Below are 20001 nucleotides of genomic sequence, written 5' to 3' on the forward strand. Positions count from 1 at the left end.
GTGTCCCAGTATCGGCCACCCGGGGTGCGGACCCGGTCACCGCCCCCTGCGATACTCGTCGGCCGTGACAGTCCGCCGCTGGTTACCGCTGCTCGTCCTGCTGATCGCCGTCCCGTCGGCCGCGTGCTCGCCCCCGCGGGAGTCCGGCGCCTCGCCCGTCTCCCCGCTGATCCGGGTGGCGGCCGCCGACCGGCAGACCGCCCCCGACCTCACGGGCGAGGACCTGGACGGCCGCCCGGTCCGGCTCGCCGACTACCGGGGCAAGGTCGTCGTGCTGAACGTCTGGGCGTCCTGGTGCAGTCCCTGCCGGGCCGAGGCGCCCGAACTGTCGCAGGCGCAACGGGAGCTGGCGGCCGAGGGCGTCCAGGTGCTCGGCGTGGACATGGACGCCCGGCGGGAGAAGGGGCGGGCCTTCCAGGAGCAGCACCGGCTGTCCTACCCGAGCCTGCACGATCCCGCGAGCCGTCAGCTGCTCCGCCTGCCCCGGGGGTACAAGGCGCAGGCGCTGCCGTACACCCTCTTCGTGGACCGCGACGGGAAGATCGCCGCGCGGTACCTGAGCCCGCTCACCGCGGCCGGCGTCCGGAGGGTCGTCGGGCCGTTGCTCGCCGGGAGGCACTGAGCCGCACCCGCTACCCTGGCCGCCATGCTCAGGTATCTGCCTTTCCTGCTGGTCCTCGCGCTGTGGATCTACGCCTTCGTGGACTGCCTGAACACCCCCGAGGACGAGGTGCGCGTGCTGCCGAAACTGGCCTGGGTGGTGGTCATCCTGGTCTTCGGTGAGGTCCTGGTCGGCCCGGTGGCCTGGCTCGTGGCGGGGAAGACACGGCAGCCCCGCGCACGGTGGGTCGCGCCGGACGACAACCCGGAGTTCCTGAAGTCCCTGAAGCCGGACGACCCGCACACGGACTGAGAGGGCCGTGCCCTCCCGCTAGCAGGGGCTCTCCGGCAGGTGTTCCTTCGCCCACTCGCCCAGTTCCCTGAGGGAGGGTTCGAGGGCCGCGCCCGCCGGGGTCAGGCGGTAGGCGACGCGCAGCGGCGGCCCCTCGTCGACCTCGCGCAGGACGAGCCCCGCGGCGCCGAGTTCGGCCAGGCGGTCGGAGAGCATGCGTTCGCTGATGCCGGGGATGGCGCGGCGCAGACTGGCGAAGTAGGTCGGCCGGTCCATCAGGACGGACAGGATCGGGCCGTTCCAGCGCTTGCCGAGCACCTGGAAGACGCGTGTGATGCCGACGTCCACACCTTGGCACCGCTCCGGGTCATGGGCCTGCTCCACCGACATGGGATCAGAGTACAGCCCCGCCATGGGACGGGACTGAGAAAAAGTAAGTACCTGTGCTATCTATAGTTCAGTACTAATCCTCAGCCCCCGCGGCCCTGCGTCGGGCTGCTGTCCTGTTTGTCTGGAGTGCCCCATGGCCACCCTTCTCCACATCGACTCCTCGCTCCTCCCCGGCGAGATGTCCGCCTCCCGCGCCGTCACGAACGCGTTCCGCGCGGCCTGGCAGGAGCAGCACCCCGACGGCACGGTGATCTACCGCGACCTGGCGGCGGACCCGGTGCCGCACATCACCGCGGCCACCCACCTCGCCGGTTTCACCGACCCCGCCACGCACTCCCCCGAGCAGGCCGAGGCCTTCGCGGCCCGCGTGCGGCTGATCGAGGAGCTGGAGCAGGCGGACGCGGTGCTCATCGGCGCCCCGATGTACAACTTCACGATCCCCTCGACGCTCAAGGCGTGGCTGGACAACGTGGTGCTGTTCGGCCGCACGGGTGGCGAGAACCCGTCCGCGAAGGGCACCCCGGTCACCGTCGTGGCCAGCCGCGGCGGCTCGTACGCGCCGGGCACCCCGCGTGAGCCGTTCGAGTACGTGCAGAACTACCTGACCGCGCTCCTCGGCGAAGCGCTCGGCCTGGAGGTCGACTTCATCGTGCCGGAGCTGACCATGGCCCCGCAGAACCCGGCGATGGCCGAACTGGTGCCGCTGTACGAGGCGTCCCGCGACCGCGCCCTCCAGGAGGCGGCCACCAAGGCGAAGAGCCTCGCGGAACGCCTGGCAGCGTAGGGCGCCGGGCGCCCGGCGCGGGGCCGTTGCACCGATCGGCCCAGCAGCGCATGCGGGTTCGGCGGTGGGCGGTTGTGATGGACGCGTTCCCATCCGACGCCCAGGAGGCAGTCATGCGCATCCGTTCCCTCGCCGTCACCGGTGCCGTCGCCGCGGCCCTCGCCCTCGGCGGTGCCACCGCCGCCTTCGCCGACAACGGCGCCGACGCCAGCGGCACCGCGTCCAACAGCCCGGGCGTGCTGTCGGGCAACGTCGTCGAGGTCCCGGTCGACATCCCGGTCAACGTGTGCGGCGACAGCATCAACCTGATCGGCCTGCTCGACCCGGCGGCCGGCAACACCTGCACCAACGGCTGACCCGGGCCGCAGGAAACCCCAGAGGACTTCCGGAGGACGACGCGCCCTCCGGAACTTCTCTGTGCGTGCAGGTTGTACGCCGGTGAGCCGTCCGAAACGGACAGTGCGCCCCTGGGCCGCAGCGGGGGCGAACCCGACACTTACCTCGTATGACGACAGCTCCCGCCGGTTCCACCACCAGTATCGCCCCCGCGTACGGCGACCGGGTCATCGCCGTGGAGGCGGCGGGCTCGGAGCCGATCCCCGACGCCGAACGCCACGGCAGCCCCCTGCAGTTGCTGTGGACCTGGGCCTCACCCAACATCGAGTTCGCGACCGTCTACATCGGCGTGATCGCGGTCCTCTTCTTCGGCCTCGACTTCTGGACGGCGACCGCCGCGATCCTGCTGGGCACCGCGCTCGGCGCCCTCACGCAGGGCATCCTGTCGCTGGACGGCCCGCGGTTCGGCGTCCCGCAGATGGTGATCGGCCGCCTCTCCTTCGGCCGCCTCGGCAACATCCTGCCCGCCGCCGCCAACGGCCTGCTCGCGGGCGTCGGCTGGTTCGCGGTGAACAGTGTGAGCGCGGCCTTCGCCCTGAACACCCTGACCGGCCTGCGCCCGCTGCCCTGCCTCCTGCTCGTCGTGGTGGCGGAGATCCTGATCGGCTTCATCGGCCACAACTTCGTGCACACCTTCGAGAAGTACGCGTTCCCGGCGCTCGCGGTCGTCTTCCTGCTCGCCGGGGTGTGGACGTTCAAGGACGCCGACCTCGGCGGGGGCGGCTCCGGCGGCGGCGTCGGCGGCTTCCTGCTCGCGTTCAGCGCGGCCTGGGGATACGCGGCCGGCTGGAACCCGTACGCCGCCGACTACGCGCGCTATCTCCCGCGCACGGCGAACAAGGTGCGGACCGTCCTGTGGCCGGCCGTCGGCCTGTTCGTGTCCGTGTCGATCGTCGCCGTCATCGGCGCGGCCTCGGCCACCGTCGCCGCCCCGAAGGGCGCCACCCCGACGGCGGCCTTCACCGGTCACCTGCCCGGCTGGCTGGGCGACCTGGTGCTGATCGCCATCATGCTCGGCGGGATCTCGGCGAACGCCCTCAACGTGTACTCCGGGGCGATCTCCATCGCCTCCTTCGGCCTGCGGCTGCCCACCTGGCTCAGCCGCAGCGCGCTGGTCGTGGTGTCGGGCGTCGCCGGTACGGCGGCGGCCTGGGCCTCGCTGGACGACGCGGGCGCGGCGTACGAGGCGTTCCTGCTGGTCATCGCGTACTGGGTGGCGCCCTGGCTGGGCGTGGTCCTGGTGGAGCGGTTCTTCCAGGGCCGTACCGCGACCGACGAGGAGCTGGCCGCCCGGCTGACCGACCCCACCTTCACCAACTGGCCGGGGCTGGCAGCCCTGTTGGCGGGCGTGGCGGTCTCCGTCCCGCTCTTCTCCAACCAGGAGGACTACGTGGGTTACGTCCCGGAGCACTGGCCGTCCTTCGGCGACATCACCCCCCTGGTCGGCTTCGCGGTGAGCGCCCTCCTGTACACGGCCCTGCGCGGACGCGCCCGGAACGCCTAGTCGTCGTCCCGCAGCCGGCGCCAGATCCGGCTGCGGTGCAGCAGGAAGAGCGAGCCGACCACGGCGAGCAGCTGGAGGCCCACGGCGAGCAGCCAGAACTCGTCCCTGGTCTCCAGCCGGTTCGTCAGGAACTCGAAGTTCATGCCGAAGAACCCGGTCAGGAACGACAGCGGCAGGAAGATGACGGACACGATGGCTAGCCGGTTGATCACGCCGTTCTGTTCGCCCGCGACCAGGGACCCGTAACTGGCGAAGGCCCGGCGGGTGGCGTCCTGGAGGGACTCGATGTCCGCGAGGACCAGGCGCCCCGCCCGCTGGAACTCCTGGGCGAGCCGCTGCCGTTCCACCGGGAAGTCACGGCTCATCATCCTGCGGGTGATGACCTCGTCGACGCCCTGGAGGTAGGGCAGCAGCGCGTGGTGCAGGACGGCGGAGTGGCGGCGCAGCTGGGACAGCCGGTAGACCTGCTCGGGACGCCGCGCCTCGAACATGTCGTCCTCCAGCTCCTCCACCTGGAGCAGCGCGTGCACCGCGGCCCGGCGGAAGGTGGTGAGCGCCTCCTGGAGCATCAGGAACAGCGTGGCCACGGCGTCGTGCGGGCGTTCCCGCCGCACCTGGGCGGTGACGGACCGCTCCAGTCCGGCCCGGCGGCCCCAGTGGACGATCACCAGGTGGCGCTCGGAGGCCAGGGCGTGCACGTACGCGACCCCGCCCTCGTGGACCACCGGCACGACGAACCCGGCGGTGTCGCCCAGGAACTCGGCCCGCGGCGAGGCGTCCTGCCGGCCGAACCACTCCAGGTCGGTGTCGTCCAGGCCGAGCCGCCGGAGCACCGGATCCGGCGCCGGCCCCTCCTCCTCGGGCAGTTCGACCCCGAGGAGCAGGAACGGCTCCGCGGCGAGGCGGTGACGTGCCTCGGCCACGGAGATGCGCGCGGTGTCCCCGTCCGGCACCGCCACCACCGTCACGATCATCGCGTCACCGCCGGTCCCGTGGCCCACGCTCCCAGCGTGTGCGCGGCGGCCGCCCCCCGCACCCGCATGCCCTCGGCTGCCGCGCACGTCTGCCTCGAACGGGTGAGGTTCCGGACCGGTCCCTGTCGGGTCCCTCAGGCCACCGTGCGCAGGCCCCGTGGGCGGGCCGCGCTCGTCCCCCGTACCACCCGGTGGGCGCAGGCCGCCGTCAGGAGTTCGCCCAGCAGGTCCGGGTCGTCGATCTCCAGGCCGAGCAGCGACTCGATGCGTTCCAGTCGCTGGTAGAGGGACTGGCGGCCGATGTGCAGGAGGGCGGCCGTGCGGGTCGGGGAGCAGCCGTGCCGCAGGTGCACCTCCAGGGTGCGGACCAGGTCGCTGGCGTGTGCCGCCTCCCAGGCCAGCAAGGGTCCCAGGGTGTGCTGGACCAGGGCGGCGAGGCGCTCCCGGTTGGCGGCGATCCCGCCCCGGGTCAGCTCGCGCTCCAGGGCCAGGGCACGGGCGGAGGTCACCGACGGGCCGTCCGCCGCACCCGGTTCGGCGGGCGGCACGGTCAGCGCGAGCTCCAGGGTCGTGCGGGCCGCGCGCAGCGTCTCGCTCCAGTGCAGCCAGCCGCCGTCGGCCTCGACGGCGTGACCCACGGCGACGGTGAGCCCGAGACCGGCGGCCGTGCGAAAGGCCTCCTGGACGGCGCGGACGGGGTCGCCGATGCCGGGCCCCGCGCCCCTGCCCACCGGTCCGGCGCTCCCCCGGCCACCGTCGGCGCCACCGCCTTGGCCCCGGCCCCCACCTCCGCGGCCCCCGGCGGCCGGCAGTGCCAGCAGGGCCAGGACGTCGCCGGGAAAGGCGGCCCGGAGCACCGGGACCCCGCCCAGCAGTCGTACCGCCCGGTCCACGGCGCCGGTCTCCCGCGGTCCGTGCACCGACACCCCGAGCAGGCGCGCCCCGGGCCCCGGCCGGAACCCGGCGAGCGCCGCGCGGGCGTCCACCTCGGGCTGGTTGAGCGCGGCCCGGTCGGCCAGGTCGGCCAGCAGGGCCGCGGTGTGGTCGTCGCCCCGAGGCCGGCCCGCCGACCACCCGGACAGCCCGCGCGCGACGATCGCGCGGTTGGCGGCCTCCGTGATCCGGACGAAGGGCACGACCCGGTGCAGGGCCAGCAGGGGCAGGCCGAGCCGGCGGGCCTCGTCGGTCACCTCCGCGGGCATGGCCGGCAGGGCCCGGCCGACCTCCACCGCGAGACCGGCCGCGCCGCGTGCGGCCAGTTCCCGGACGTAGCGGCGGCGCACCTCCTCGGCCGCGTCGGTCAGTCCGAAGCCGTTGGTGAGCAGCAGTTCACCGCCGTCCAGGAAGTTGGCGCCCTCGTAGACCTCGCTGGAGTGGACCCAGCGGACCGGCCGGTCGAGGGCGTCCTCCCCGGCGAGCAGTTCGGGGCGGGCCGCCAGCACCAGATCAAGGGCCAGGACTTCGCGGAGGGTGAGTGCGGGCACGGGGCCTCCAGGGCGCGGAGAGCGGCGCTGACATTTCGTCCGGCTGCGGATGGCCCGGAGAGTACTTTCCGCACGTTGCCCCGGTGTTTCGGCCACTGGAGAGTGAAGTCATGAAGCCTTTGGACCAGGAACAGGCCCGCGCCTGGCTCGGCACCGCGGTGGCCGAGGCCCGCGCCGGGCTCGCCGAGGGAGGCATCCCCATCGGGGCGGCGCTCTACGGCGCCGACGGCGAGCCGCTCGGCCGCGGGCACAACCGGCGCGTCCAGGACGGCGACCCGTCCATGCACGCCGAGACGGCCGCCTTCCGCGCGGCGGGACGGCAGCGGACGTACCGGGGCACCACCATGGTGACCACCCTGTCGCCCTGCTGGTACTGCTCCGGCCTGGTCCGCCAGTTCGGCATCTCACGGGTCGTGATCGGCGAGGCGGCCACCTTCCACGGCGGCCACGACTGGCTCGCCGAGCACGGGGTGGAGATCGTCCTGCTGGACGACCCCGAGTGCGTCGCACTGATGCGTGACTTCATCGACACCCACCCGGCTCTGTGGAACGAGGACATCGGTGAGTAGCACGAGTTCCGGCTCCGGCCCCCGCATCCCCACCATCGACCTGCGGCCCTGGCGGGACGGCGACGAGGCCGGCCGCCAGGAGATCGCCCGGACCGTCGACACGGCCCTTCAGACCGCCGGCTTCCTGCTCGTCACCGGGCACGGGGTCGCCCCGGAGCTGCGCGCCGCGGTACGGGCGGCCGCCCGCGCGTTCTTCGCGCTGCCCACCGAGGCCAAGCAGCGGTACGAGGCGAAGGTCGGCGGACGCGGCTGGCTCGGGCCGGGCGCGGAGGCCAACGGCTACTCCGAGGGCACCGCGACCCCACCGGACCTGAAGGAGTCGCTGACCTTCGCGACCCACGAACCCTTCGCGGACCCGGCGGTCAACGCCGAGTGGTACGCGCCCAACGTGTGGCCGGCCGAGATCCCCGGACTGCGGGCGCTCTGCGAGGAGTACCTGGAGCGGATGGCGGAGCTGGAGAAGGAGCTGCTGTCCCTGCTGGGGTACGCGCTCGGGCTGGAACGGGACTTCTTCTCCCGGCACATGGACCATCCGACGTACGGCTTCAACATCAACTGGTACCCGGGGACGGACGTCGTCGGCGAGCCCCAGCCGGGGCAGTTCCGGATCGGCCCGCACACCGACTTCGGCACGGTGACCATCCTGGACCGGCAGGCCGGCAAGGGCGGACTCCAGGTCCACACCGACGCGGGCGGCTGGGAGGACGCCCCCTACGACCCGGCGGCCTTCACCATCAACATCGGCGACCTGATGGCCCGTTGGACCGGCGACCGCTGGCGCTCCGGCCGCCACCGGGTGCTCCCGCCGCCCGCCGACGCCCCCACCGAGGAGCTGATGTCCCTCGTCTACTTCGGCGAGTGCACCCCGGGCACGATCGTCGAGTCCGTTCCGGCACCGGTCGGACGGGTGACCTATCCACCGGTGGACTCGCACGTCTACCTGAGGGACAAACTCGACTCGATCACCGTCGGCTGATCCCACAGTGCCGGTTTCGTGACCCAACAGCCACCACGCGATCTGGCCTGAAGCAACTTCCCCTTTCTACACTTGCGTCGAGGGGGGACTGCCTTGCACAGACGGTTGCACGGGCGTGGAGCGCTGTTCGACGTCGAGCCGGCCGGGCTCGTGCCGAGAATCGTCGGGTTACGGCCGTACCACCACCGTGCCCATCCCGTCGAGGACCCCGGCGAGCTGCCGTTCGTCGTGCTGACCGGGGCGCGCGGGCTCGGCAAGAGCGCGGTGCTCGCCGAGTTGCGCGACGCCTACCAGGGGCACACCCCGGTCGCGCTGGCCGACTGCGCGGACCCGCAGTTCGCGGCGCCGCCCGCCGATCGGCCCGCCGAGTCCTGGTCGCCGCTCGCGCAGGCGCTGCTGGTCGTCGCCGAACAGCTCGCCGAACCGGTGACGGGCGCCGGCCGGATCACCTTCCCACGGCTGATGTCCGGCCTGGTCGCGGTGGCCGCCGGGGGCTGGGGCGACGCCGACTCGGAGCGGATCAGGCGCGAGGTGGAGCGGATCCTGCTGCTGGGCGAGAGCGGCTCGTGGATCAGCGGGTTCGCGGGGCGGTGGGCCGGGAAGGTCGCCGCGAAGGTGGTCGCCGCCGCGACCGGCACCGGACCGCTGGTCTCCGGGGCCATCGAGGCCACCCTGGAGTCGGTCGCCGAGGGCTTCAGCAGCCGCCGCCACCAGAAGGCGTCCGTCTGGTACCGCGCCTACCCCAACGCGGGCGGGAACGCCCAGCGCGGGCTGATCCTGCTCTCCGGGCACTTCCGGGCGGGCGGCACCTCCCGCGAACACGCCGAGCGCTATCTGGTGCGCGCCCTGCTCGCCGACCTGACGGAGGCCTACGCGGGGGTGCTGCCCCGCATGCGGCGGCTCGGCCGCCCGCTGGTGCTGCTCGACAACGTGGGGACCGGGCCTGGACCCGGCCTGCTGGACGCGGTGCTGCGGGACCGCGCCGACGGCGTCACCGACCACGTGGCGTTCGTCGCCGGACTGCGCGGCGACGGCCGGGAGCTGCTGCGCAACGGCGCCCGACGGGAGCTGGCGGAGGTGGCCCGGCGCACCGGATGGACACCGGACGCGGCCGCGCCGTCCTCCCGGGCGCTGCTGGTCGCCCTCCCGCCGCTCACCGCCGACGACACCCTGCACCTCGTGGACACCCCGGCCGCGCCCCGGCTCCCGCAGGCCGTGCACCGGCTGACCGGCGGCAACCCGCTGGGCGTCACCGTGCTCGCCGAGACCGCGGCACAGCACCCGGACCGGACCGGCGCGCTCGGCGAACTGCTCACCGCCGACGTACGGCTGACCGACGAGGGCCCGGCCGCCCCCGCCTACCTCCAGCTCCTCGACCGGCTGGTCCCCGCCGACCGCCTCGACGAACTCACCGTCCTGGCCGCCGCCCACGACCACGACTCGGCCTGTGCGCTGGCCGCCGCGCTGCTCCCGGACGACTTCGGTCCCGCGGACGTACGGGCGTTGCAGAGCCGGCTCGTCCTGGAGGGGCTGCCCGTCGTACCCGGCCAGTTCGTCGGCGACCCCTTCGTGCGCACCCTCCTGCTGCTGCGGCTGCACCTGCGGGACGCCGACCACGCCGCCTGGCGCACCGCCCACACGACGCTGGCCGGGCACTACGCGGAACTCCTCGGCACCGACCGCCTCGCCCGCTTCCGGCTGCACCACCAACTGGCCCTGGGCAGGACGGAGCCCGCGGTCGCCCACCTCCGCGACGGCTTCGCGCTCCTGGACGCCCGCGACTGGCTGGAGAGCCTGCGCTTCATCGCCTCCGCGCCCTACTTCCACGCCCATGACGCCGAGGGCCGCGACTTCACCGGCCACGCCGACCGGCGCACCGCGGTGGCCCTGGGCCGCACGGACGCGGACCAGCGGGTGCCGGACGGCGTGGACGCCGTACTCCACCTGCGGGTACGGCGGTTGCTGCACGCGGTGTGGCAGCTCGCCGATCCGCTGGTGCTGCCCGACCCGAAGGTGGCCGACCGGCTCCGCTTCGAGCTGGAGCAGCTGTCCAACCTGCGGCCGGCCGGCAACGCGCTGCTGTGGCGGGCCTCCCGGGACTGGCCGGCCGCCGCGCTCGCGGGCCGCCCGCTCGCGGAACCGGACGACGACGAGGCCGACGACGAGCGGAGCGGGGTGGCGTGATGGCGGGGCGGGGCGTGGGCACGTGGTTGCGTGAAGGTGTCTGGGAGATACCGCTGCGCCGCTATCTGGCCCTGCTGGTGGCGGCCGGACTGGTCGCCGCCCTGGTCGTCGGGGTGCGTACGGTCACCCACGACGACCGCTCCTGCGCACCGGGGGTGGCCAGGCCCGAGGGCAGCACCGAGTGCGTGGGCGTGGCGACGACCGCGTACGACTTCGGGCACCCGCAGCTGCGGCCCACCGTGCGTGCCATCGCCCGCGAGAACGCCCGTCTGAAGGCCGGGAGTTACGTCACGGTCGCGGTGATGCTGCCGTACACCTCGACGGCGGCGGCCAGTCTCACCGACATCCAGCACGAACTCCAGGGCGCCTACCTCGCCCAGTACCAGGCCAACCACGACTCCAACGGCGAGGCCCCGGGCATCCGGCTGGTCCTCGCCAACCCCGGCGCCACCAGCCAGTACTGGAAGCAGATGGTGGACCGGCTGGCCGGCATGACCGGCGGCACGGACCGGCTGCGGGCCGTCGCGGGCGTCGGACAGAGCACCGACAACAACAAGAAGGCCGTCAGGAAGCTGACCCGGCTCGGCATCCCGGTGGTCGGCTCCTCCATCACCGCCGACGACCTCGCCAACGGGCAGGGCGGCAAGGACCCCTACCCCGGTCTGGCGCGGGTGTCGCCGACCAACACCGACGAGGCCCGTGCGCTGGCCTCGTTCGCGAAGGTCAGCGCCGGGCGGGCGCTGCTGGTGTACGACAGGCCGGGCGACCCGTACACCCGCACCCTGCAGAAGTCCTTCCTGACCCTGCTCAAGGGTTCGCCGTACGAGCCGCAGCCGTTCACGCCGCCGGCCGACCGCAGCCAGGAGGGGACGACCGCGAACACGTTCCGGCAGATCACCAACCTGATCTGCGACACCTCGCGGGCCACCGACACGATCCTTTTCGCCGGGCGGCACACGCAGCTGCGGCAGTTCATCAACGCGCTGGGCGGACGGGGCTGCCAGGACCGGAAGTTCACGGTGCTGACGGGGGACGAGGGGTCGTACCTGACCGGGGAGGCCCGGCTGGACCGGGCCGCCCTCGGACCCACCCTGTCGGTGCGCTACACCGCCCTCGCCCATCCCGACGCGTGGGGCGCGGGCAGCCCGAGGACGGGCGGTTCGGCCACCGACATGGCGACGCTGGACGCGCTGCTGAAGAGCGCGGAGAAGGCACCGGTGGGGCCGATCGGGCCGGTGGCGCTGGAGGACGGGCAGCTGATCATCGCGTACGACGCGATGCGGCTCGCGGTGCACGGGATCCGGGAGGCGGTGCCGGAGGGGCGGGCCGTGCCGGCGCTGGCCGACGTGGGGTTGCAGTGGCCGCAGGTGAAGGGGTCGCTGCGGGTGGACGGGGCGAGTGGGTGGATCTGCCTCGACGTGCACGGGAATCCGTACGACAAGGCAGTACCGATCGTGGAGTTGCGGGCGGTGGGTGGGTCGCGGTTCGTGACCGTGGCCTGGCCGGAGGGGAAGCCGCCGGGTTCTGAGTGTTTGCCGCCGTCCTAGGCTGCGGGCCCGGTGGGGGCTGGTCGCGCAGTTCCCCGCGCCCCTGAAAACTCGGCGCTTCGCGCCCTGTTTTCATCCCAGGGATGCACCCAGGCGCTCGAAACGGTCCCGCCAGCCCTGCTCTGTCGGCGCCTCTCCCTGGACTTCGTGGGTGAAGCGCAGGACGCTGCCTGTCTCTCCGTCGGGTTCCAGGTGGAAGCGGATTCTGCCGCCGGGGTCGACCGTGTACTCCGCGACGCGGTCGACGTCCCAGGCCGTGACCGTGCCGGTGCCCAGGTCGCCCAGGGTGACCGTGCCGCCCAGCCTCGGTTGCAGGACGTCCGTGGGGGTGAACCAGGCGGCCAGGCCCTCCGGGGTGGAGAGGCTCGGCCAGACCTGGTCCATCGGCCTCGGCAGTCGGATCAGCAGCTGGAGGACGGCCATGGGACCAGTGTGGCCCCTCGGCGGCTCAGACGCCCGCGTACGAGTGCTTGCCGGTCACGAAGATGTTGACGCCGTAGTAGTTGAACAGCCAGCAGCCGAAGGCGATCATCGCCAGGTAGGCGGCCTTGCGGCCCTTCCAGCCCGCGGTGGCACGGGCGTGCAGGTAGCAGGCGTAGGCGACCCAGGTGATGAAGGACCAGGTCTCCTTGGGGTCCCAGTTCCAGTAGCGGCCCCAGGCGCTGCCCGCCCAGATCGCGCCCGCGATGATCGTGAAGGTCCAGAGGGGGAAGACCGCCGCGTTGACGCGGTACGCGAACTTGTCGAGGGACGCCGAGGCGGGCAGGCGCTCCAGCACCGAGCTGGCGAAGCTGCCGGGCTTGCCGCCGTTCTCCAGCTTGTTCTCGTAGGAGTCCTTGAAGAGGTAGAGGATCGTGGCCACCGCGCCCACGTAGAAGACCGCGCCGCAGAAGATCGCCGTCGAGACGTGGATGTACAGCCAGTACGAGTGCAGCGCCGGGACCAGCGGCTCGCTCGCCGTGTAGAGGACGGTGACCGCGAGGCCGAGGTCGAGCAGGACCGTGGTGATCAGGAAGAGGCCGAGCCAGCGGACGTTCTTCTTCAGGGCCAGCAGGGTCAGGTAGACGGCGACCGCGACCGTGGAGAACGTGATGTTGAACTCGTACATGTTGCCCCACGGCGCCCGCTGCACGGAGGCCGCCCGGGTGATCACACCGGCCAGCTCCACCAGGAAGGCGAGGACCGTGAGGGAGATCGCGATCCGGCCGTAGAGGTCGCCCTGCTCGTCGCCGCCGTGGGCGCCGGGGCCGTCCGGGACGTCGCGGGAGCCGGCCGCGGCGCGGACGACCACCTTCGGGCGCTCCAGCACGGCGGTGCCGCCGGCCTGCTTGACCGTGACGGCGGGGCCGGTCCGCTTGGTCTCCGCCGTACTCGTGAGCGCGTTGGCGGTGCGCGCCACCCGGCTGCGGCTGCCGAGCAGCCACTCGAAGATGTAGGCGAAGAAGGCCAGCGTGTAGACGGCCATCGAGGAGTAGACGAGCGTGTTGCTCATGCTCGCGAGATGCTCGTTGGTCGCGCTGGCGAGCACGGTTGCGGCGGCTGAAGTCATCGCTTCTCAGGCCCTTCGGCAGGTACGACTTCGGGGTCGGGGGATGTGACGGGGGCGTCGTCCTCGGGGTCGGGGGCCCCGGACGTCTGGTCGTACAGGAGGTTGGCGAGGTCGCCCAGCTCCTCGGGCACCTTCGCGGACTCGCTACGGCCGAGACCGGCCATCTCGACCACGGTGACGCCGTCGGGGCCCGGCACCGCGCGCACCCACACGCGGCGTCGCTGGATGAACAGCGAGGCGGCCAGGCCGAAGATCGCGGCGAGGGCGCCGGCGAGCGCCCAGCCGCTGCCGGGCTCCTGGACGATCTCGAAGCCGGCCCATTCCTTGACGCCCTTCTCGAACGTCACGGAACCGGCGCCGTTCGGCAGCCGCATGGTCTGGCCGGGCCTGAGGTTGTCCCGGAACTGGGCCCCCTTGGAGTCCTTGAACTCCTTCATGTGGGACTTGTCCAGCTGGTACACGCTCTGCGGGATGCCCGAGTCGACCCCGAGGTCGCCGTGGTACGGCGTCAGGTTCAGCACCGGGTTGTCCAGCGCGGGGAAGCTGGACAGGACGGAGGAGCCGCCGCCGTAGGTGGGCAGGAAGAACAGGGAGATGCCGAGCTGCTCGCTGACGTTCTGCGCGTTCTTGTAGCCGTCCATCACCTTGAGCACGCCCTGGGAGGTGATGTTGCCGTCCAGCGGGAGCAGCGGCACCGCGTCGCGGTAGACGACGTCGCCCCTGCCGTCGCGGACCGTGATGACGGGCGCGTAGCCGTGGCTGACGAGGTAGACCTTGGCGTCGTCGATGTGCAGCGGCTGGTTCACCTTGATGGTGGTCCGCTTCGACTTGCCGTACGCGCCGTCGACGTAGTCGATGTCGGCGCTGAAGGTGGTCGGGGTGCCCTTGCTGGGTCCGCTGGTCTGGTAGCCGGCGCTGAAGTTCCGCAGGTGGAAGCTGAACGGCACCAGGTCGTCGGTGCTGAACATCGAACCGGACTTGAAGTCGTCGTACTGGATGATCGAGTTGGCGAACCCGTCGCCCTCCACGACCAGCTTGGTGCCGTCGGACTTGTACATCTGGCCGGAGGCGAAGGCGATCAGGAGCACGATCAGCGCGACGTGGAAGACCAGGTTGCCGAACTCGCGGACGTAGCCCTTCTCGGCGGCGACCGCGTCCCCGGCGACGTGCGCGCGGAAGCGCCGCTTCTTCAGCAGCGCGAGCGCGGCCTCGCGGACCTGCTCAGGCTCCGCGCCGGTACGCCAGGTCGTGTACGCGGGCAGCCGGTTCAGCCGCTTCGGGGCGCCCGGCGGACGGCCGCGCAGCTGGCCCACGAACTGCCAGGCGCGCGGGATGATGCAGCCGACGAGGGAGACGAACAGCAGGATGTAGATCGCCGAGAACCACACCGAGCTGTAGACGTGGAAGAGGCCGAGCTTCTCGTAGATCGGCGCCAGCGTCTTGTGGGCCTTCTGGAAGTCGGCCACCTTGTTGATGTCGGCGCCGCTCTGCGGGATCAGCGAGCCGGGGATCGCGCCCAGCGACAGCAGCAGGAGCAGCAGCAGGGCGACGCGCATCGAGGTCAGCTGGCGCCAGAACCAGCGGGCCCAGCCGACCGGGCCGAGGCCGGGGACGACGGGCGGCTCGACCGGGGCGGTGGAGAGCTGGGAGCCCGCCTCGCCGAGGTCCGGCTCGGTGTTCTTCCCGGTGTGATCGGTGTGGTCGGTGTGCTCGGTGTCGGTCTTGCTCATCGATCAGATCCCCACAGTGAAGCCGTCGGACCAGCCCTGCATCTCCTGCACGAGGCTGTCCCAGGCCCCGGTCAGCAGCAGCACACCGGTCACGATCATCATCGTGCCGCCGATGCGCATCACCCATACGTAGTGCCGCTTGACCCAGCCGAAGGCGCCGAGCGCCTTGCGGAAGGCGACGGCGGCCACGACGAAGGGCACGCCGAGCCCCAGGCAGTAGGCGACCGTCAGTATGGCGCCACGTCCCGCGCTCGCCTGGTTGAAGGAGAGAGCCGTGACGGAGGCCAGGGTCGGGCCGATGCAGGGAGTCCAGCCGATCCCGAACAGCGCGCCGAGTACCGGCGCCCCTATCAGACCGGTCACCGGCCGCTTGTGGAAACGGAACTCGCGCTGGGTGAACCAGGGCATCAGGCCCATGAAGAACACGCCCATCGCGATCATCAGCACACCGAGCACCTTAGTGAGGGTGCCGGACTGCTCCTGCAGGGTCTGGCCGAAGTAGCCGAACAACGCTCCGCCGGACACGAAGACGGCGGTGAAGCCGAGCACGAAGAGGCCAGCACCGGCCGCCATCCGGCCACGCCGGGCCTCACCCAGGTCGGTCCCGGCGACCCCGGTGACGTAGGACAGGTAGCCGGGGACGAGGGGCAGTACACACGGGGAGAAGAAGGAGACAAGTCCTCCGAGCAACGCCACCGGCAGGGCGATCAGCAGGGCACCGCTGAACACCGTCTCGTTCTTGCCCGTCTCCGCCGCGAGCGTCAGGAGTGCGCTCACGTCACTTCTCCGCGACGACCGGCTTGAGCATCTTCAGCAGGTTGTCCTCGCTGAGCGCCGCCAGTGAGCGCGCCGCGACGTTCCCCTGCCGGTCGAGTACCAGGGTGGAGGGGATGGCCTGCGGGTTGAGCGTGCCCTTCTTGAAGCGGAGCATCAGCTTGCCCGTCGGGTCGTACAGGCTCGGGTAGTCGATGCCGTTCTGCTTCTCGAAGGCGACCGCGGCACCGGTGCTGGTGTCGCGGGTGTTGATGCCGACGAACTGGACGCCCTTGTTCGCGTACGCCTTGGAGACGGAGGCGAAGTAGGGGGCCTCGGCGCGGCAGGGGCTGCACCAGGACCCCCAGACGTTGATGACGACGACCTTGCCCTTGTAGCTCGCGACGTCCAGGGTCTTGCCGTCGATGGTCTTGCCGGACAGGTCGGGGGCCGCCGCGCGGTGGCCCTTCGCGACCGTGTCGATGCCGTTCTTGCCGGTGACGAAGTTGGTGTTGCCGCCTCCGCCGGAGGTGCCGCCGTTGCCGCACGCGGACAGGGTCAGGGCCGTCGCGGCGGCCACGGCGCCGAGCAGGAGGGCGCGGCTACGGGTACTCATGTGAAAAGTTTCGCATGCCCGTTCTGGGGATCTTGCGCACCCCCCTTGGTCCGGGAAAGGCCCTTTTCAGGCGGCGGTTCCCTGCTTGAGGAAGCCCTTCCAGCCGCCCGCGGGGCGCTGCCCCACGTCCAGGGTGCGCAGCTTCGCCAGGACCTCGGGCTTCTGTACGTCGATCCAGTCCACGAACTGCCGGAAGGAGACCATCCGGACGTCGGCGCCCTTCTCCTTCTCCCGGGCGATGTGCTTGAAGGCCTCCTCGACGGAGTCCATGTAGATGCCGCCGTTCCAGTGCTCGAAGTGGTTGCCTATGAAGAACGGCGCCCGGTTTGTCGTGTATGCCCGCTCGAATCCCGCTATGTACGCCTGGGCCGACTGCTTGCGCCAGGCCGGGTAGTTGTAGGCCGGAGCCTTGGTCGAGTTGACCGACTGGTTGGCGAGCATGTTGTAGTCCATGGACAGCACCTCGAAGCTGCGGCCGGGGAACGGCACCTGCTGGAGCGGCAGGTCCCAGATGCCGAGCTTCTTCTCGGGCCACACCTGGCGGCCGCCGGGCGAGGAGGCGTCGTAGCGCCAGCCCAGCTGGCGGGCCGTGGGCAGCAGGTTGTTCTGGCCGAGGAGACAGGGCGTACGGCCGCCGACCAGCTCCTTGTCGTAGTCGAAGGGGAGTGCGGGCAGGTCGGTCCAGCCGGTGTTGGTCCGCCATTCCTTCACGAACGCCTTCGCCTGCCGTATCTCACTGAGCCACTGCTTGGGCGTCCAGTTGCCGACGGTGCCGTGGCCCGAGCAGAAGTGGCCGTTGAAGTGGGTGCCTATCTCGTGCCCTTCGAGCCAGGCACGGCGGACGTTGGTGAGGGTCGCCTTGATGTGGTCGTCGGTGAGGTAGCCGATGTCGGAGGCGCCGCGGGGGTTGTTCGGGGGGTCGTAGAGGCGCTTCTTGGACTCGGGGAGGAGGTAGAGACCCGAGAGGAAGAAGGTCATGGACGCGCCGTGTTCCTTCGCCAGGTCGAGGAAGCGCGGGAAGAGGCCGTTGCCGACCTCGCCCGCGCCGTCCCAGGAGAAGATCACGAACTGCGGCGGGGTCTGGCCGGGTTCCAGCGGCTCGGGGGCGGCGGGCTGGTGGGGCTGCTTGCCCGTGCGCGAGGTGGAGCCGTCGCCGATGGGGTGGGCGGTCGCGGTGGGCTTCTGCGAGGGCTGCCCGCCGGAACCGCCGGCGTGGTTCTTGCCGTCCGACGGTGCCTGCGTGCCGCAGCCGGTGAGGCCGAGTCCGGCCGCGGCGCCCGCGCCGACGCCGAGTACTCCCCTTCGGGTGAAGGTTCGCATGGTTCCCCGATTCGTCACGTCCTCTGGTGGTCACCCACTCAGAGGGCGCGACGAACGGGACGGTTCCGAAACGAACCGCATATTTTAAGACTAATTTCATGCAGCAAGGTTTGAGGGCTTGTGCACGGACGCCTCACGCACCGAAGGCCTTGCCCTGCCCCTGCCCCGGCTGGGCCCCGGCCCGCAGGTGGACCGGCACCAGGTCGATCGCGGGCTCGCTGTACCCGACGGAGATGATCCGGTCGCCCTCGTACGTGAACGTCGTCAGGGAGGCCAGGGTGCACTGCCGCTTGCGCGGGTCGTGCCACAGCCGGCGCTTCTCCACGTACGACCGCAGGATCCAGATCGGCAGCTGGTGGCTGACCAGCACGGCCTCGTGGCCGCGCGCCCGGTCCCGGGCCGCGTCCAGCGCGCCCTTCATCCGCACGACCTGTTCGACGTACGGCTCGCCCCAGGACGGCCTGAACGGGTTGACCAGGTACTTCCAGTTGGCGGGGTTCTTCAGCGCCCCGTCGCCGACCCCGAAGGTCTTGCCCTGGAAGATGTTCTCCGCCTCGATCAGCCGCCCGTCGGTGGCCAGGTCGAGCCCGTGCGCCTTGGCGATCGGGGTCGCGGTCTCCTGCGCGCGCTCCAGCGGGGAGGCGACGACGTGCACGACGTCCCGGGACGAGAGGTGCTCGGCGACCCGGTCGGCCATCTGCCGCCCCAGCTCGGAGAGGTGGTAGCCGGGAAGTCTCCCGTACAGCACCCCCTGCGGGTTCTCCACTTCGCCGTGCCGCATCACATGGACGACGGTGATGTCCTGCTGCTCGCTCATGCTGCCGTGGCCTCCGCGGCCGCTCGGGCCGCCGCCGGGAGGGCGTCGGCGATCTTCTGGATGGCCCGCTCGTCGTGGGCCGTGGAGACGAACCAGGACTCGAAGGACGACGGCGGCAGATAGACGCCGTCGGAGAGGAGGGAGTGGAAGAACGCCGTGAACCGGAAGGACTCCTGGCGGCGCGCGTCCTCGTAGTTGCGCACCGGGCGGTTGGTGAAGAAGACGGAGAACATGTTGGAGGCGGTCTGCACCTGGTGCGCCACGCCCTCCTTGCTCAGCGCCTCGGTGACCAGCGCCTGGATCTGCTCGGAGACGGAGTCGACCTTGGCGTAGGCCGCGTCGTCGAGCAGCCGCAGCTGGGCGAGCCCGGCGGCGGTGGCGACCGGGTTCCCGGAGAGGGTGCCGGCCTGGTAGACGGGCCCGGCCGGGGCGAGGTGCGCCATGACGTCCGCCCGGCCGCCGAACGCGGCCGCCGGGAACCCGCCGCCCATCACCTTCCCGAAGGTCATCAGGTCGGGGACCACGCCGTCTACCCCGAACCAGCCGGCCCGGCTGGTGCGGAACCCGGTCATGACCTCGTCGGAGATGTAGAGCGCGCCGTTCTCCCGGCAGGCGTTCTTCAGCCCCTGGTTGAAGCCGGGCCCGGGCGGCACGACGCCCATGTTCCCCGGCGAGGCCTCCGTGATCACGCAGGCGATCTCACCGGGGTGCCGGTGGAAGGCCTCCTGGACGGCTTCGAGATCGTTGTACGGGAGCACGATCGTGTCCCCGGCCTGCGCACCGGTGACACCGGGCGTGTCGGGGAGCGCGAAGGTGGCCACGCCGGAGCCGGCGGCGGCGAGGAGGCTGTCGACGTGTCCGTGGTAGCAGCCGGCGAACTTGATCACCTTGGTGCGCCGGGTGAAGCCGCGGGCGAGCCGGATGGCCGACATGGTCGCCTCCGTGCCGCTGCTGACCAGCCGCACCTGCTCCAGGGGCTCGATCCGGGCGACCATCTCCTCCGCGAGGGCGACCTCGCCCTCACCGGGCGTGCCGAAGGAGGTGCCGCGGGCGACGGCCTCCTGGACGGCGGCGATGACCTCGGGGTGCGAGTGCCCCAGGATCATCGGCCCCCAGGAGCACACGAGGTCGACGTACTCCCGCCCGTCGGCGTCGGTGAGGTAGGCGCCCTTGCCGGACACCATGAAACGGGGGGTGCCGCCGACGGCGCGGAAGGCGCGCACCGGCGAGTTCACGCCGCCGGGCGTGACGGCGGAGGCGCGGTCGAAGAGCGCCTGTGAGACGGGCGCGTCGTAGGGATAGGGCGTTTCGCTCTGTGCACTCATGACGTGCGACTTCTCCGACTTCTCGGACTCCGGTTGCTCGTGACCTCCTCAGGGTAGGCCGAGGTGGCCGTTCTCCCCGCAGTGGTCGGGGCATCTGCGAGACTGTGATCCGATACACCCAGCTCATCCGGTACGCAGGTGGCCGGGGGCTGTAAAGATCCTGCGGACTGGTGTTTCGACGCACGTTTCGG

Annotated in this window: 20 protein-coding genes; 9 read left to right on the forward strand and 11 right to left on the reverse strand. The window is 71.6% G+C overall.

What is annotated here, in order from left to right:
* Window positions 1-64 precede the first annotated feature (64 nt).
* Window positions 65-622, forward strand: coding sequence for a TlpA disulfide reductase family protein (locus AB0G52_RS20590; RefSeq protein ID WP_361337712.1), 558 nt, complete (start codon window positions 65-67; stop codon window positions 620-622).
* Window positions 623-646: 24 nt separating this feature from the next.
* A complete protein-coding gene (locus tag AB0G52_RS20595) occupies window positions 647-913 on the forward strand; it encodes a PLD nuclease N-terminal domain-containing protein (protein WP_132890338.1) in 267 nt (88 codons plus the stop codon).
* 18 nt (window positions 914-931) lie between these two features.
* Here the strand turns inward: AB0G52_RS20595 and AB0G52_RS20600 are convergent, their stop codons facing one another.
* Window positions 932-1282, reverse strand: a complete 351-nt coding sequence (locus tag AB0G52_RS20600; RefSeq protein ID WP_132890339.1) for a helix-turn-helix domain-containing protein — start codon at window positions 1280-1282, stop codon at window positions 932-934.
* Window positions 1283-1415: 133 nt separating this feature from the next.
* Between AB0G52_RS20600 and AB0G52_RS20605 the strand changes: the two genes are divergently transcribed.
* From AB0G52_RS20605 to AB0G52_RS20615, 3 genes are all read left to right on the forward strand, one after another.
* A complete protein-coding gene (locus tag AB0G52_RS20605; RefSeq protein WP_132890340.1) occupies window positions 1416-2066 on the forward strand; it encodes an NAD(P)H-dependent oxidoreductase in 651 nt (216 codons plus the stop codon).
* Between the two features lie 113 nt (window positions 2067-2179).
* A complete protein-coding gene (locus AB0G52_RS20610; protein WP_132890341.1) occupies window positions 2180-2422 on the forward strand; it encodes a chaplin in 243 nt (80 codons plus the stop codon).
* A 149-nt stretch (window positions 2423-2571) separates the two neighbouring features.
* Window positions 2572-3966, forward strand: coding sequence for a cytosine permease (locus AB0G52_RS20615; protein WP_132890342.1), 1395 nt, complete (start codon window positions 2572-2574; stop codon window positions 3964-3966).
* Here AB0G52_RS20615 and AB0G52_RS20620 read toward each other — a convergent pair.
* Together AB0G52_RS20620 and AB0G52_RS20625 are read right to left on the reverse strand one after the other, a co-directional pair.
* Entirely contained in the window at window positions 3963-4967 is a 1005-nt protein-coding gene (locus AB0G52_RS20620) for a CorA family divalent cation transporter (RefSeq protein ID WP_361337715.1), read from the reverse strand. The two genes, AB0G52_RS20615 and AB0G52_RS20620, sit on opposite strands and share 4 nt — an antisense overlap.
* 107 nt (window positions 4968-5074) lie before the next feature.
* Window positions 5075-6424: a PucR family transcriptional regulator gene (locus AB0G52_RS20625; protein ID WP_132890346.1), complete on the reverse strand. Its 1350-nt coding sequence runs from the start codon at window positions 6422-6424 to the stop codon at window positions 5075-5077.
* 110 nt (window positions 6425-6534) lie between these two features.
* On the opposite strand from AB0G52_RS20625, the gene AB0G52_RS20630 reads away from it, so the two are divergent.
* The 4 genes from AB0G52_RS20630 to AB0G52_RS20645 all read left to right on the forward strand — a co-directional run bounded on the left by AB0G52_RS20630 (window position 6535) and on the right by AB0G52_RS20645 (window position 11700).
* Window positions 6535-6993 carry a nucleoside deaminase gene (locus tag AB0G52_RS20630; RefSeq protein ID WP_132890347.1) on the forward strand — a complete coding sequence of 153 codons (459 nt, stop codon included), beginning with the start codon at window positions 6535-6537 and terminating at the stop codon, window positions 6991-6993.
* Window positions 6986-7969 (forward strand): 2-oxoglutarate and iron-dependent oxygenase domain-containing protein, encoded by a 984-nt coding sequence (locus tag AB0G52_RS20635; protein WP_132890348.1) that lies wholly within the window; start codon window positions 6986-6988, stop codon window positions 7967-7969. Before AB0G52_RS20630 ends, AB0G52_RS20635 begins: the two co-directional genes overlap by 8 nt.
* A gap of 93 nt (window positions 7970-8062) precedes the next feature.
* Window positions 8063-10153: a hypothetical protein gene (locus AB0G52_RS20640; RefSeq protein WP_132890349.1), complete on the forward strand. Its 2091-nt coding sequence runs from the start codon at window positions 8063-8065 to the stop codon at window positions 10151-10153.
* A complete protein-coding gene (locus AB0G52_RS20645; protein WP_361337718.1) occupies window positions 10153-11700 on the forward strand; it encodes a hypothetical protein in 1548 nt (515 codons plus the stop codon). The genes AB0G52_RS20640 and AB0G52_RS20645 overlap by 1 nt, the downstream gene beginning before the upstream one ends.
* 72 nt (window positions 11701-11772) lie before the next feature.
* Here AB0G52_RS20645 and AB0G52_RS20650 read toward each other — a convergent pair whose 3' ends face one another.
* The 8 genes from AB0G52_RS20650 to hemL all read right to left on the reverse strand — a co-directional run bounded on the left by AB0G52_RS20650 (window position 11773) and on the right by hemL (window position 19810).
* Window positions 11773-12123, reverse strand: a complete 351-nt coding sequence (locus tag AB0G52_RS20650) for an SRPBCC domain-containing protein (protein WP_361337720.1) — start codon at window positions 12121-12123, stop codon at window positions 11773-11775.
* A gap of 25 nt (window positions 12124-12148) precedes the next feature.
* A complete protein-coding gene (gene ccsB / locus AB0G52_RS20655; RefSeq protein WP_361337722.1) occupies window positions 12149-13249 on the reverse strand; it encodes a c-type cytochrome biogenesis protein CcsB in 1101 nt (366 codons plus the stop codon).
* Window positions 13246-14979: a cytochrome c biogenesis protein ResB gene (locus tag AB0G52_RS20660; protein ID WP_132890353.1), complete on the reverse strand. Its 1734-nt coding sequence runs from the start codon at window positions 14977-14979 to the stop codon at window positions 13246-13248. Before AB0G52_RS20660 ends, ccsB begins: the two co-directional genes overlap by 4 nt.
* Before the next feature lie 3 nt (window positions 14980-14982).
* Window positions 14983-15756: a cytochrome c biogenesis protein CcdA gene (locus AB0G52_RS20665; protein ID WP_361337724.1), complete on the reverse strand. Its 774-nt coding sequence runs from the start codon at window positions 15754-15756 to the stop codon at window positions 14983-14985.
* A gap of 1 nt (window position 15757) precedes the next feature.
* Window positions 15758-16348, reverse strand: coding sequence for a TlpA disulfide reductase family protein (locus AB0G52_RS20670; protein ID WP_132890354.1), 591 nt, complete (start codon window positions 16346-16348; stop codon window positions 15758-15760).
* Window positions 16349-16414: 66 nt separating this feature from the next.
* A complete protein-coding gene (locus AB0G52_RS20675; protein ID WP_132890355.1) occupies window positions 16415-17668 on the reverse strand; it encodes a hypothetical protein in 1254 nt (417 codons plus the stop codon).
* Between the two features lie 133 nt (window positions 17669-17801).
* Complete coding sequence (locus tag AB0G52_RS20680) at window positions 17802-18485, reverse strand: histidine phosphatase family protein (protein ID WP_132890356.1); 684 nt, start codon at window positions 18483-18485, stop codon at window positions 17802-17804.
* Entirely contained in the window at window positions 18482-19810 is a 1329-nt protein-coding gene (hemL, locus tag AB0G52_RS20685) for a glutamate-1-semialdehyde 2,1-aminomutase (RefSeq protein WP_132890357.1), read from the reverse strand. The genes AB0G52_RS20680 and hemL overlap by 4 nt, the downstream gene beginning before the upstream one ends.
* Window positions 19811-20001 lie beyond the last annotated feature (191 nt).

The organism is Streptomyces sp. NPDC021562, from assembly GCF_040640875.1.
Lineage (GTDB): Bacteria > Actinomycetota > Actinomycetes > Streptomycetales > Streptomycetaceae > Streptomyces.